The following is a 12,677-nucleotide window of genomic DNA, read 5'->3' on the forward strand; positions in this document are numbered from 1 at the left end:
CATGCCGGATCACGGTGTCGAAGGCGGCGACCCGGTCGACCTCCCGCCGTACCGCGCCGTCCTCGTGGTCGACACCAAGGAGTTCGGCGCCAACTCCGACCCCGGTCAGGCGCACCTGGTGGAGGTCGTGCCCGATGTCGTCGCCCTCGCCTTCGAACGCGCCGGGCTCGGGCGCGTGTGGCAGGAGGCGTTGTTCCCGCACAACACGGGGGACGGGTTCGGCATCGGCTTCGACACCCGTCACCTGCCGGCCGTGGTCAGCGGGTTCTTCGACGCGCTCCAGGACGTGCTGGCCGAGCGGGACGCCCGGCTGCGCGCCCGCGACCGGGGGTTGCGCCTGCGGATGCGGGCCAGCCTGAACGTGGGACCGGTCCGCGAAGCCGGTCCGGGGGGCGCCGCGGCGGTCGTCGGCAACGCGGTGATCACCACCCACCGGCTGCTCGACGCCCAGCCCGTCCGCGATGTCCTCACCCGCTCGGACCCGGACCAGACGTTCCTCTCGGTGGCGTTGTCCCAGCGGGTGTTCGACGACGTGCTGGCCGCCGGCTACGCCACCCTGTCCGCGTCCCGGGTGGTGCCGAGGTTCGTGCGGATCAAGGAGTACAGCGGCACGGTCTACCTGTACGTGCCGAAACCCAGCGGCGACCTGCTGTCCCACGGCATCGCCGAGTACCAGCAGGACCTCGACGCGGCGCAGGCCGTGCAGCAGGCGCCGGCCACCCCCTCCGGAACAGTCACCACGAACATCATGAGCGGCAGCAACGCCGGGACGGCCATCCAGGTCGGGCACCTCCACGGCGGCCTGCACAACAAGTGAGCGGTCCGGTGTCCCGAAGTGCCGACGCGGCAGGGCTCCGCTTGGCGGTACGGCGGTTGCGCCGCCGGGTGTGAGCATGGTCCGCATGGGCCTCCCGCGCCGATTCACCGGTTCCGTCCTGGTCGTGTTCCTGCTGGGCGGACTGCTGTCGGTCCCGGCCGCCGCCGCCACCGCGTTCAAGGTCCTGCAGCTGAACCTGTGCAACAGCGGCGTCGCCGGCTGCTACCAGGGCAGGCGCGCGGTGGACGAAGCCGTCGTGATGATCCAGCGCCGGCTGCCGGACGTGGTCTCGGTGAACGAGGTGTGCCTGTCCGACCTGCCCCGCCTGACCGCCGCCGTGGGCGCGACCGCCGCGTACCGGTTCGCGTTCGTGCGCAACAGGTCCACGAACTCGAACTACCAGTGCACGGCCGACCGCGGCGCGTACGGCAGCGGGATCGTCGTCAAGGAAGGCATCGCGGCCGGCGGCCACGGCACCTACGCGGCCCAGGACGGCGGCAACGAGATCCGGGCCTGGGCCTGCGCGCTCGGCGCGGTGCGTGGTTTCACCGCCTGCACCACGCACCTGAGCACGACCGGCACGACGGCGCTCGCGCAGTGCCGCGAGCTGGTGCCCGCGACCGCCTTGTCCCACGACCCCACCGGCTCCGCGACGACGCGGCACGTGGTGGTCGGCGACCTGAACCTGAGGTACAGCCCGGGTTCGGCCACCAACGCCCAGAACTGCGTGCCGTCGGGCTGGTTCCGCAAGGGCGACGGCGACGTGCAGCACGTCATCGCCCGCACCCTGACGTTCGTGTCGACCCAGAAGTACGCCATGTACCGCACCGACCACCCGGCGTTCGTCGTCAACTACACGTTCTGAGCGCAGGTCTGGGCCACTCGGTCGGCGCCGGCCGGCGCCTCGCCGTGCCTGGCCTCGATCAGCTGCCCGCGCCTGGGGCCTCCCGAGACCTTGTGCAGGCGGTACGAACCGGGCTTGCCCGCCTCGTGGGCCAGGTGCCTGACGGTGCCCTTGCACACGATCTCCTTGAGCTTCGCGCCAGGGCGTCCGCCGACGTGGAACCCCACCGCGACGTCGTGCCGGTGGGCGAACTGGAAGATGCCGGCGCTCCGGCCCAGGCTGATGCACTGACCCGCGAACACCTGGTTGAGGGTCGAGGGCTCCTCGCCCGCGATCCGGCTCAGCACCGTGTCGGCGGCCCGCGCGCCCAGCGGCATCGCGGCCTGGCAGCTCATCCGCAGCGGCAGGTCCGAGGGCGCCGCCGAGTCGCCGGCCGCGACGATGCGCACGTCGTCCATGCTGGTCAACGTCTCGTCGGTCCGCAGGCGGCCCAGGGCGTCGGTGCTCAGCCCGCTGCGCGCGGCCAAATCGGGCACGCCGAACCCCGCGGTCCAGATGGTCACCGCGCTCGGCAGCTCGCGGCCGTCAGCGAGCCGCACGGCGTCGCGCGCCACGGCCGTCACCGTCGAGTCGGGGCCGTCGAGGACGGTCACACCGAGCCGGGCCATCTGCTTGGCGACCGAGCGCCGGCCCCGGGAGTGCAGGTACGGGCCGAGCACCCCGCCGCACACCAGGGTCACCTCGCGGCCGGCCTCCGCCAGTTCGGTGGCGGTCTCGATGCCGGTCGGACCGGCCCCCACCACGACGACCGGGGCGGTGGCCGGCGCGGCGTCGAGGACCGGCAGCAGCCGTTGCACGTCCTCGAAGGTGGCGATCGGGTACGCGAACTCGGCCGCGCCGGGCACGGTCGGGTCGGCGCTGCCACTGCCCACCGCGTAGATGAGGTAGTCGTAGCCGATCACGCCACCGGTCGCCACCGTGACGCCCCGCTCGGCCGCGTCGATCCGCGTCACGGTGTCGACCACCAGCCGGATGCCGTCGGCCAGCACGTCCTCGTAGTCGACCACCGCGCCGTGCGTGCCGCCCACCAGCTGGTGCAGGCGGATCCGCTCGACGAAGGTCGCGCGCGGGTTGACCAGGGTCACGGTCACGTCGTCGCGCTGCCTCAGGCGATTGGCCGCCATGACACCGGCGTACCCGCCGCCGATCACGACCACATCGGTGTTCAGAGCCATGGTTTCTCCTCCGTTGTCAGCGGTTCGAGCACAAGACACCGCGTGATCGGAGGCTGTGACAGCCCATGAGGCAGGTCACGTCGGGCGGAGGAGGTCGCCTGATGCCTAGATGATTGATTCCAAGGGGTAGGCACCTGGAGATGTGGGGCGAGGGTGTCGATGTACGGGTTGTGACGACCGACATTGACACCCTCGCGACCGCACTCTATGTCAGAACCGACGACCTATTGAGGGACGCGCCGCACCTCGCGCCGTGGCGTCCGAAGGTCGGCCTGCGACCCCGCCTGACCGACGCGGAGTTGGTCACCCTGGCGGTGATGCAGGCCCTGCTCGGATTCACCTCCGAGGCCCGCTGGTTACGCCACGCCCGCGCGCATCTAAGGCATCTGTTCCGCTACCTGCCCCTACAGCCCGGCTACAACAAGCGGCTGCGCAAGGCGTCCGGCCTGGTCAAGGCGGTCATCCGGCTGTTGGCCGTCGACACCGCACTGTGGACCGACGACGTGTGGGTGGTCGACTCCACGCCGGTGGAGTGCGGCCGGTCGCGGGAGACCACGCGACGCTCCGACCTGGCCGGATGGGCCGAGTACGGTTACTGCGCTTCGCACTCCCGCTTCTTCTGGGGCCTGCGGCTGCACCTGGTCTGCACCCTGGGCGGCCTGCCGATCGCCTTCGCGTTGACCGGCGCGAAGGCCGACGAACGCACCACCCTGCTCGGTATCCTCGACGCCGACCCGACGCTCGCGGTCGAGCGTCCCGGCCAGGTCCTGATCGCCGACCGGCAGTACTACGGCCGCGACTTCGAACACGCCCTGGCCGACACCGGCCTCCGGCTGCTGCGCCCGGCACGCAAAGGCGAAGCCGAACGGCCCGGCGCAGCCCTGTTCAAACCACTGCGCCAGACCATCGAGTCGATCAACCAGACCTTCAAAGCCCAACTCGACCTCGAACGACACGGCGGACGCACACCCACCGGGGTCATCGCCCGCGTCCTGCAACGCATCCTCGCCCTGACCGCCGCCATCTGGCACAACGACCACACCGACCAGCCGATCAAGCGCTCCCTGACCGCCTACGACCACTAACCCTTGGAATCAATCATCTAGACGGACATCGAGGCGACGAGCGGCGGTCGGGCCGGGTCGGCGGCGAACGCGCGCCACGCGTCCGCCAGGCAGGCCACCGCGGTGCCGATCACCTCGGGTTCCGCGCTGAACGGCAGCCGCAGCCGGTCACCGCTGCGGCCGGTCGGGTCGAGCGAACCGCCGGGCAGCACCGCCACCCCGTGCCGCAGCGCCACCTGGGCGAAGGACGCGGCGTCGACGCCGGGCAGCCGGACCCACAGCGTCTGGCCGCCCAGCGCGGGCGTGAACTCCCACTCCGGCAGCTCTTCCCGCAGCCGCGCGCACAGGTGGTCGTGCTGCCGCCGCAACGCCGTGACGCGGGCCGACCGCACGGCCTCGAAGTCGGCCACCAACTCCACCGCCACGAGCTGGTCCAGCACCGCGCTGCCGAGGTCCTGCACCGCCTTGAACCGGGCCAGCCGGGCGACGAGCGCCGCGTCGGCGCGCACCCAGCCGACCCGCAGCCCGCCCCACACGACCTTGCTCAACGACCCCACGGTGACGGCCTCCGCGTCGGGCGGCTGGACCGGCGCACCGGTCAGGTCCAGTTCGGCCGGCACCTCGTCGAACACCACCGGCACGTCGCCCGCGACCCGGATCAGCCGCCGCCGCTCCAGCGGGCTCAACGACGTGCCGCTGGGGTTGCGGAACGAGGGCATCGCGTACACCAGCACCGGGCTGCCCCGTCCCAGCGCGCCGGCGAGGTCGTCGTCCGCCCGGACCACCGCCCCGGCCTCGCGGAACAGGTCCAGTGCGCCGGGGTACGTCGGCGCCTCCACCAGCACCTCGTCACCCGGCCGCACCAGCGCGCGGGTCAGCAGCGCCAACGCCTGCTGCGCGCCGGTGGTCACCAGGACCTGGTCGGCCGTCGTCGGCACGCCGAGACCGCGGTACCGGGCGGCGAGCGCGGCCCGCAGCGCCGGGTGCCCGGACGGGTGGTAGCCCAGGTCCACCTCGCCGAGGCGGTCCAGCGCCCGCCGGTGGGCCTCGACCAGCCCGGTCGGTGGCGTCAACGGCCCGGCGCAGGCGAACTGGAGCACGCCGTCGGGCGGCTCCAGGAGGTTCACGAACATCGGGTTCGCCGTCCCCTCCGGAGCCGTCGTCTCCCGGGCAGCCCCCGCACGGCCGCCCGGTGACACCCACGTGCCGCTGCCGCGCCGCCGGGTCAGCCGTCCCTCCTGCCGGAGCAGGTCGTACGCCGCGATCACCGTCGTCCGCCCGACCGCGAGCCCCGAGGCCAGCGACCGGTCCGGCGGCAGCACCGTGCCCGAGGGCAGCAGACCTTCGTCGATCAGCTCGCGCAGGCGCGCGGCCAGGAGCAGGTACAGCGAGCCCCGGCCCGCCGACCAGCGTCCGAGCCGCCCCGCCAGGTCGTCCACGGCAATTGGTTTCACGATGGGACCAATCTAGCCGGATTGGACCTGGTCCCACACCACTTCCGCCCGCAAGCTCGTCCCATGCAGCCTGACACCCGCGTTGTGCACACCGAAGCACCCGCCCTGACCAGCAGGCCCCTGTCCGTGCCGCTGTACCAGACCTCCGGCTTCTCGTTCGACGACCTCGACGCCTTCGCCGACGGGATGACGAGACCGGACGGCGCGTTCGTGTACACCCGGCTCGGCAACCCCACGGTCCGGGCGCTCGAGAACGCCGTTGCGGCACTCGAAGGCGGCGCGGCGGCCCTCGCGACCGCCTCCGGGATGGGCGCGATCAACGCCGTGCTGCTGGCGAACCTGCGGACCGGCGACCACCTGATCGCCCAGCGCGCGCTCTACGGCGGCACCCTCGCCCTCCTCCACGACCTGGAGGAACGCTGGGGGATCACCGTCACGTACGTCGGCGGCCACGACCCGGACGAGGTCCGCGCCGCGGTGCGCCCCGAGACCAAGGTCCTCTACCTGGAGACCATCGCGAACCCCACGGGCCACGTCAGCGACCTACCCGCGCTCGCCGCCGTCGCGGGTGACGACGTGCTCGTGGTCGTGGACAACACCTTCGCCTCACCTCTGCTGTGCCGCCCGGTCGAGCACGGCGCGGACGTCGTCGTCCACTCGTCCACGAAGTACCTCGGCGGCCACAGCGACGTGACCGGCGGCGTGGCGGTCTTCGCCGACGCCGCCCGTCACCGCGCGACCTGGCACCACTCCATCGAGCTGGGCGTCACCCCGGACCCGTTCGCCGCCTGGCTCACCATCCGCGGACTGCAGACCCTGGCGCTGCGCGTCCAGAGGCACCAGCGGAACGCCGAGGTCCTGGCCCGCCGGTTGGACGGGCACCCCGCGGTGCGGGAGGTGCACTGGCCCGGTCTCGACACCCACCCCAGCCACGCCGTGGCGTCCCGTCTCCTCGACGGCTACGGCAGCACCTTCTCGTTCGACGTGGCCGACGCGGACGCGGGCCGGCGGTTCGTCACCGGCCTCGGCCTGGTCCGCCTGGCGCCGTCGTTGGGCGGCACGGAGACGCTGGTGCTGCACCCGGCCGGCACTTCGCACCGCCAGCTCACCGAGGACGAGCTGAACGCGAACGGCATCACCGGCGGCACGATCCGGCTGTCGGTGGGCATCGAGGCCGCGGACGACCTGTGGGACGACATCGCCCGGGCACTGGACCGCTGCGAGGTCACCGCCCGCAAAGGCCCGGAGGGGCGCGGGCCGGGTGACCGCGCGTGACGTGGGCTCAGGCCTCGGGCGTCGAGGCGCTGTCGCGCTCCACGAGCGTGGTGGCCGGCTCGACCCGCGTCTGGACGGGCGTGTCGCCTGCGGCGAGGGTCATGAGCATCCGGGCGGCCGTCGCGCCCATCTCGGCCGGCGGCTGCCGCACGGTGGTCATAGGTGGGCAGCACCAGAGGGAGTTGTCGATGTCGTCGAAGCCCGCCACGCTGAGGTCGTGCGGGAGCTCAGGCCGAGGCGCCAGGCCGCCGCGTAGACGCCGAGCGCCTGGAGGTCGTTGCCGCACAGCACGGCCGTCGGCGGGCCCGACCGGGTCAACAGCTCGCGGCCGAGGTCCGAGCCGTCCTCGAAAATGAACTCGCCGGTGCGTACCAGCCCGCCGTCGAGTGGGCCGCCGATCACCGCGATCCGGCGGTGGCGGCTCGCCCCGTCGGCGCCCGCGTCGCTGACCGTCCGCGATACGCTCCGTCACGGCCGCAGTGTGCGGGAAGTCGCGTCCCGGGCCGATCTTGTTCCCGCTGTCCGCCGTTGGGCGGTCAGGACTGGCCCGGCAGAGGGTATCTCGACGAAACTCACGGCCGGCCCTTCGATATGGTCCATATCGCACTCCGTGCATACATGCCGTGCCGGGAAGGAGAAGTCCGGTTGATCGGGCATCCCGACGAACGCTCCCTGGACCGGTGGCGAACCGCCGACCTGGCCGGCCTGCGCGACGACCTCGACCACGCCCTGCACGCTCGAACGGGACATGCGCAGACGGGACATGCGGAGACGGGGCACGCGGAGACGGGGCACGCGGAGACGGGGCACGTCCGGCCGCCGGCCGACGCGGAGTTGATCGAGGCCGTGCGGGACGGGGAGGTCCAGGCGTACGGGCTGCTCTACGAGCGCCACGTCACCGCCGCTCGGAACCTGGCCCGGCACCTGTCCCAGTCGGGCGCCGAGGCCGACGACCTCGTCTCGGAGGCCTTCGCCAAGGTGCTCGACGTGCTGCGCGCGGGCCTGGGGCCGGACTCGGCGTTCCGCGCCTACCTGCTGACGGCCGTGCGCCACAGCGCGTACGACCGGACGCGGCGGGACAAGCGGCTCAGGCTCGTCGACGACGTCGAGGCGGTGTCGGGCGTCGAGAAGGTCACCACGGTGCCCTTCCAGGACCCGGCCGTGGCGACGCTGGAGCGGTCGCTGGCCACCCGGGCGTTCGAGAGCCTGCCCGAGCGGTGGCAGACGGTGTTGTGGCACACCGAGATCGAGGGCCAGACCGCCGCGCAGTTGGCGCCGATGCTCGGGCTGACCGCCAACGGCGCCTCCGCGTTGGCCTACCGGGCCCGTGAAGGCCTCAAGACGGCGTACCTCCAGGCACACCTGGAGCGGAACCCGACGAACCGCTGCCGCGCCACCGTCGCCAAGCTCGGCTCGTGGACCCGAGGCGGCCTCAACCGGCGTGAAGCCGCCCAGGTCGAGGCGCACCTGGACGAGTGCGTCCACTGCCGTGCTCTCGCCGCCGAGCTGGCCGACGTCAACGGCACGTTGCGAGCGGTGATCGCGCCGCTGGTGCTGGGCACCGGGGTCACCGGCTACCTGGCCGCGTCGGCGGGCGCGGCGAAGGCCGGCACGGCGGCGGGTGCGGCGGCGGGTGCGGTGGCGGGTGCGGTGGGTGCGGCGGCCAACTCGGTCGCGCCGTGGCTCGGCGTCGCCGCCTCGACCACGGCGGTGGTGTTCGCCGTGGTGTGGGGTCTGAACACCGCGCCGAGGACGGCCGTCCCGACCGCGGAGGCCCTGCCTCCCACGGTGAACGCCGACTCGCAGAAGCCCAGGTCGACCACGGCGCCCCGGTCCGCGGCCACCAAGGTGACCGGCGCGACGCATCCGACCACGTTGGGCTCGGCGACGTCCGTGGTGGAACCGGTACCGCCGACCGGGCCGACCGCCGAGGTGACCACCACCGATGAGCCCGCCCCGAAGCCGTCCGAGTCGTCAGCGCCGTTGGTGCCGGTCGTGCCGGAGGGCTTCACCATGAACACCGGTGGCCCGCCCGTCGACGTGCCGGTCACCATCCGCAACCCCGGCCGGACGCCCGTGCCGTCGCCGACGCTCGTGCTGTCGCTGCCCGAGGGCGTCCGGGTGGTCGGTCCCGGTGGCAACCTGCGCGGCAAGGTGTTGGTGCGGTTCGACGGCTCCGCCCAGCAGACCATCGGGTGTCCGGCGGGCCAGGGCACGGTGACGTGCGCGGCCGGTCGGGAGCTGGCCGCGGGCGGCTCGGTGACGTTCGTGCTCCGCCTGCTCGCCGGCCCCAAGGCGGTCGGCGGTGCGGTCAGCGGCACGGTCACGGCCGGTTCGGCGCCGCCGGTGACGGTGGAGTTCCCCGTCACCGTCACGTCGAAGAAGAAGCAGAAGTAGACCGCGACCGCACCGAGGTGGTTCTGGTGGTTCAGTAAGCCATGAAGAGGATCTCGTCCCGGGAGTAGTCGTGCCCCGGGTGGTTCTCCTTGAGGTGCTGCTGGGTCTTGGTCACGAGGTCGTCCTCGTCCTGACCCGTGATGTGCTCCCCGCACGGGCAGGTGATGTTGCGCTTCATTGCACCCTCCGAAGAAGTGATCTCCGGGTCGACTTTACTGCCGGTGGCGCGGGCGTGGAGCCGGTTCGGGTTCGCGCACCCGTAGCGGCCGGTCAGCCGGCGGTCTTCACCACGTAGACCGTGCTGGTCGCCTCCCGTTGCTGCAGCGGGTTGGGGAAGCGCACGATCTCGGCGCTGACGTGGTCGAACCGGTCGGTCAGCGCCGCGGTGTACTCGTCGTCCGGCGGCTCGTTCGACCACAGGGCGAACACGCCGCCGGGGTGCAGGGCGTCGGCCATCCGGCGGAGGCCTTCCGGCTGGTAGAAGTCGGCGTTGTCCGGGTGCAGCAGGTGGCGCGGCGAGTGGTCGATGTCCACGATGACCGCGTGGAAGCGACGGCCGGGCGCTTCCGGGTCGAGGCCGTCGCCGGAGCGCGCGAGCGCGAAGAAGTCGCCGTGGACCAGCCGGCAGCGCGGGTCGGCGGCCAACTCCGCGCCGCCGGGCAGCAGCCCCTGCCGGTGCCAGTCGATGACCTCGCCGAGGGCGTCCACGACGAGCATCGACCGCACGTTCGGGTTCTCCAGCACGGTCCGCGCGGTGTAGCCGAGGCCGAGCCCGCCCACGACGACGTCCAGCGGCGCGGGCAGGTCCGCCAGCGCCAGGTGCGCCATCTCCACTTCGGACACCGTGAAGAGGCTCGACATCAGGTATTCGTCGTTGAGCTTGATCTCGTGGACCTCGCGGTCGAACATCGGGTCCCACCGGCGGCGGAGGACGAGTTCCCCCAGGGGCGTCCGCCGCCAGTCGAGTTCCTGGAAACGCGCGCTCATCGGCTACCTCCGCTGTCGGTCCGCTGTCGGGGAATCACCCGGATCGAACGGTCCGATTCGCGGGGGGCCCGAGACTACGCGGGCGCGTCGAGGAGTTCGGCGAGCAGGTTGCGGACGCGGCGGTCGATGTCGTCGCGGATGGGGCGGACGGCGTCGACGCCCTGGCCGGCCGGGTCTTCGAGCTCCCAGTCCAGGTAGCGCTTGCCGGGGAAGACGGGGCAGGTGTCGCCGCAACCCATGGTGATGACGACGTCGGAGGCCTCGACGTCCTCGGTGGTGAGCTTGGACGGCACCTCGGCGGTGATGTCGAGGCCCAGCTCGGCCAGTACCTCGGAGGCGGCCGGGTTGACCTTGTCGGCGGGCGCGGAGCCGGCCGAGCGGACCGCGACGCGGCCGAGGGCGTAGTGCTGGAGCAGCGCGGCGGCCATCTGTGAGCGGCCGGCGTTGTGCACGCAGACGAACAGGACTTCGGGCTTGCGGTTCAACGGACTTGCCCTTCGGTGACGGGTGCGGTGCTGTCGACGGTGGTCGGGACCGGGTAGAGGAGGCGCAGCAGCGGCACGGCCACCGCCACGGCGACGAGTTGGGCCAGCACGTAGACCGGCACGGAGGAGGGTGCGATGCCGGCGAACGAGTCGCTGAACGCGCGGCCCACGGTGATGGCGGGGTTGGCGAAGCTGGTGGAGCTGGTGAAGAAGTAGGCCGCGCCGATGTAGGCGCCGACGGCGGCGGGCGCGATGGCGGCCCGACCGGACCGGACCAGCGAGAAGATGACGAGCAGCAGGCCTGCGGTGGCCACCACCTCGGACAGCCCGTGCGCGAAGGTGGCCCGTTCGGTGGTGCTGATGCTGATGGGTGCGGCGTCGAACATGGTGTTGGCGACGACCGCGCCGGTGATGCAGCCGAGCACCTGGGCGAGCGCGTAGACCGGGACGTCGCGCCAGGCGAGGTTGCGGAGGAGCGCGTCCGCGAGGGACACGGCGGGGTTGAAGTGGCCGCCGCTGACCGGGCCGAAGATCAGGATGATGGCGTAGAGGCCGACGGCGGTGGCGGCGGCGTTCTCCAGCAGTTGGAGGCCGACGTCACCGGGGGAGAGGGTCTGGGCGGCGATGCCGGAGCCGATCACCAGGGCGGCGAGCAGCAGGCTGCCGAGGTACTCGGCGAGCAGCCGGTGGGCGAGCGGGCGCGGCATTCAGGATCCCTCGGAGGCGGGGCGGACGGCGGGCACGAGGCGTTCGACGCGGTCGGCGAGATCGCGGTAGGCGGTGTCGAACGCGTGCTCGGTGCCGACGGCGGCAGGGTCGGGCACGGACCAGTGCAGCCGGTCGGTGTGCGGTGAGTCGTCGAGTTCTTCGTGGGCGCTGTCGCAGACCGCGACGACCAGGTCGTCGGGGCGCAGCACCTCGTCCAGGTGGTGGGGGCGGGCGCGGGTCAGCGACAAGCCGTTGCTGCGAGCGGTGGCGACGGCCAGCGGGTGGACCCGGTCGGCCGGTCGGGTGCCCGCGCTCGCGGTCGGGACGGTGCTGCGCTTCTTCCACAGGGCCGCGGCCAGCTGCGAGCGGGCGGAGTTGTGGCTGCACACGAACACGACCCGGGGCGCCTGCCGCCGGCCGGTGGGCACGAGGTCGGCCAGCGCGGCGGTGCGCAGGCGCAGGTAGGTGCGCCGGTGGTCGCCCTCCGAGCGGGACCGCTCGACGACGCCGGCCTGTTCGAGCAGCTTGACGTGGTGGGCGAGCAGGTTGCTGGGCAGCCCGAGCTTGCGACCGACCTCGCCGGGGGAGGCGTCGCCGAGCACGAGCAGGTCGACCAGGGCGAGCCGGGCGGGCTCGCCGAGGGCCGCGTGCACGCGCGCACGAGCCGCCGTGCCTGGAGGCCAGTCAGTAGTCATTGACTCAATGATGCTTGAGCGGGTCCGCTGGGTCAACCTGTTGACGTCCGCCGCAATACTCAACAATCACGGGAGTCGTTCGACGGGGTGTTCGGTGCTGAGACCATCGAGCGGTTCCTCCACTCCAGTCACGACCAGTTCGCCGCGCACAGCACCATCCCGAACTACTTGCCGCTGCCGGCCGAGCGGTTCGCCCGTCAGCGCCTGCACGCCCTGGCCCGGGTTGACGGGCGCCACCAGGACGGCAAGCCGACCGTCCTGTTCCTCTGCGTGCACAACGCCGGTCGCAGCCAGATGGCGCTCGGGTTCTTCCGGCACCTCGCCGGTGACGCGGCCGTGGCGTGGTCGGGCGGCTCCGAACCGGGCTTCGAGATCAACCCGTCCGCGATCGAGGCGATGGCCGAACGCGGCATCGACATCACCGGCGAGTTCCCCAAGCCGTGGACCGAGGAGATCATCCGCGCCGCCGACGTCGTGGTCACCATGGGCTGCGGCGACGCGTGCCCCGTCCACCCCGGCAAGCGTTACCTGGACTGGACCCTGGACGACCCGGCGGGCCGGGACGTGGCCGACGTCCGGTCGGTGCGCGACGAGGTCGAGCGCCGGGTCCGCGCCCTGCTCGCCGACCTCGACGTGCCGGTCGCCTGAGCTGCCGGCCCTGAACCGTCGGCCCTGGACCTCCAGGCCTTGAACCGCCAGGCCCCGAATCGGCAGCC

General features: G+C 72.5%; 14 protein-coding genes. 6 read left to right on the plus strand and 8 right to left on the minus strand.

Features of this window, described 5'->3' with window-relative positions:
- Window position 1 precedes the first annotated feature (1 nt).
- Both ACRAKI_RS15250 and ACRAKI_RS15255 read left to right on the plus strand, forming a co-directional pair.
- A complete protein-coding gene (locus ACRAKI_RS15250) occupies window positions 2-817 on the plus strand; it encodes a hypothetical protein (RefSeq protein WP_447007736.1) in 816 nt (271 codons plus the stop codon).
- A gap of 76 nt (window positions 818-893) precedes the next feature.
- Window positions 894-1,682 carry an endonuclease/exonuclease/phosphatase family protein gene (locus ACRAKI_RS15255; RefSeq protein ID WP_447007737.1) on the plus strand — a complete coding sequence of 263 codons (789 nt, stop codon included), beginning with the start codon at window positions 894-896 and terminating at the stop codon, window positions 1,680-1,682.
- Here the strand turns inward: ACRAKI_RS15255 and ACRAKI_RS15260 are convergent.
- Entirely contained in the window at window positions 1,670-2,896 is a 1,227-nt protein-coding gene (locus ACRAKI_RS15260; RefSeq protein WP_447007738.1) for an NAD(P)/FAD-dependent oxidoreductase, read from the minus strand. The genes ACRAKI_RS15255 and ACRAKI_RS15260 overlap by 13 nt on opposite strands.
- A 170-nt stretch (window positions 2,897-3,066) precedes the next feature.
- On the opposite strand from ACRAKI_RS15260, the gene ACRAKI_RS15265 reads away from it, so the two are divergent.
- Window positions 3,067-3,981, plus strand: coding sequence for an IS982 family transposase (locus tag ACRAKI_RS15265; protein ID WP_447002037.1), 915 nt, complete (start codon window positions 3,067-3,069; stop codon window positions 3,979-3,981).
- A gap of 17 nt (window positions 3,982-3,998) precedes the next feature.
- Here ACRAKI_RS15265 and ACRAKI_RS15270 read toward each other — a convergent pair whose 3' ends face one another.
- A complete protein-coding gene (locus ACRAKI_RS15270; RefSeq protein WP_447007739.1) occupies window positions 3,999-5,414 on the minus strand; it encodes an aminotransferase-like domain-containing protein in 1,416 nt (471 codons plus the stop codon).
- A gap of 63 nt (window positions 5,415-5,477) precedes the next feature.
- On the opposite strand from ACRAKI_RS15270, the gene ACRAKI_RS15275 reads away from it, so the two are divergent.
- Window positions 5,478-6,689 (plus strand): trans-sulfuration enzyme family protein, encoded by a 1,212-nt coding sequence (locus tag ACRAKI_RS15275; RefSeq protein ID WP_447007740.1) that lies wholly within the window; start codon window positions 5,478-5,480, stop codon window positions 6,687-6,689.
- A 7-nt stretch (window positions 6,690-6,696) separates the two neighbouring features.
- Here the strand turns inward: ACRAKI_RS15275 and ACRAKI_RS15280 are convergent, their stop codons facing one another.
- Window positions 6,697-7,305 (minus strand): substrate-binding domain-containing protein, encoded by a 609-nt coding sequence (locus ACRAKI_RS15280; protein ID WP_447007741.1) that lies wholly within the window; start codon window positions 7,303-7,305, stop codon window positions 6,697-6,699.
- A 29-nt stretch (window positions 7,306-7,334) separates the two neighbouring features.
- Between ACRAKI_RS15280 and ACRAKI_RS15285 the strand changes: the two genes are divergently transcribed.
- On the plus strand, window positions 7,335-9,086 hold the full coding sequence (locus tag ACRAKI_RS15285) for a sigma-70 family RNA polymerase sigma factor (RefSeq protein ID WP_447007742.1): 1,752 nt from the start codon (window positions 7,335-7,337) through the stop codon (window positions 9,084-9,086).
- A gap of 31 nt (window positions 9,087-9,117) precedes the next feature.
- Here ACRAKI_RS15285 and ACRAKI_RS15290 read toward each other — a convergent pair whose 3' ends face one another.
- The 5 genes from ACRAKI_RS15290 to ACRAKI_RS15310 all read right to left on the minus strand — a co-directional run bounded on the left by ACRAKI_RS15290 (window position 9,118) and on the right by ACRAKI_RS15310 (window position 11,961).
- Window positions 9,118-9,264 (minus strand): DUF1059 domain-containing protein, encoded by a 147-nt coding sequence (locus ACRAKI_RS15290; RefSeq protein WP_063797683.1) that lies wholly within the window; start codon window positions 9,262-9,264, stop codon window positions 9,118-9,120.
- 92 nt (window positions 9,265-9,356) lie between these two features.
- On the minus strand, window positions 9,357-10,073 hold the full coding sequence (locus ACRAKI_RS15295) for a spermidine synthase (RefSeq protein ID WP_447007743.1): 717 nt from the start codon (window positions 10,071-10,073) through the stop codon (window positions 9,357-9,359).
- A gap of 74 nt (window positions 10,074-10,147) precedes the next feature.
- A complete protein-coding gene (locus ACRAKI_RS15300; RefSeq protein WP_447007744.1) occupies window positions 10,148-10,558 on the minus strand; it encodes an arsenate-mycothiol transferase ArsC in 411 nt (136 codons plus the stop codon).
- Entirely contained in the window at window positions 10,555-11,265 is a 711-nt protein-coding gene (locus tag ACRAKI_RS15305; RefSeq protein WP_447007745.1) for an aquaporin, read from the minus strand. Before ACRAKI_RS15305 ends, ACRAKI_RS15300 begins: the two co-directional genes overlap by 4 nt.
- The gene (locus tag ACRAKI_RS15310; RefSeq protein WP_447007746.1) at window positions 11,266-11,961 is read right to left on the minus strand and encodes an arsenate reductase/protein-tyrosine-phosphatase family protein; all 696 of its coding nucleotides are present in this window, start codon (window positions 11,959-11,961) and stop codon (window positions 11,266-11,268) included.
- 27 nt (window positions 11,962-11,988) lie between these two features.
- On the opposite strand from ACRAKI_RS15310, the gene ACRAKI_RS15315 reads away from it, so the two are divergent.
- Complete coding sequence (locus tag ACRAKI_RS15315; RefSeq protein WP_447008429.1) at window positions 11,989-12,609, plus strand: arsenate reductase ArsC; 621 nt, start codon at window positions 11,989-11,991, stop codon at window positions 12,607-12,609.
- Window positions 12,610-12,677: the final 68 nt, after the last annotated feature.

It is taken from the genome of Saccharothrix isguenensis, assembly GCF_052936305.1.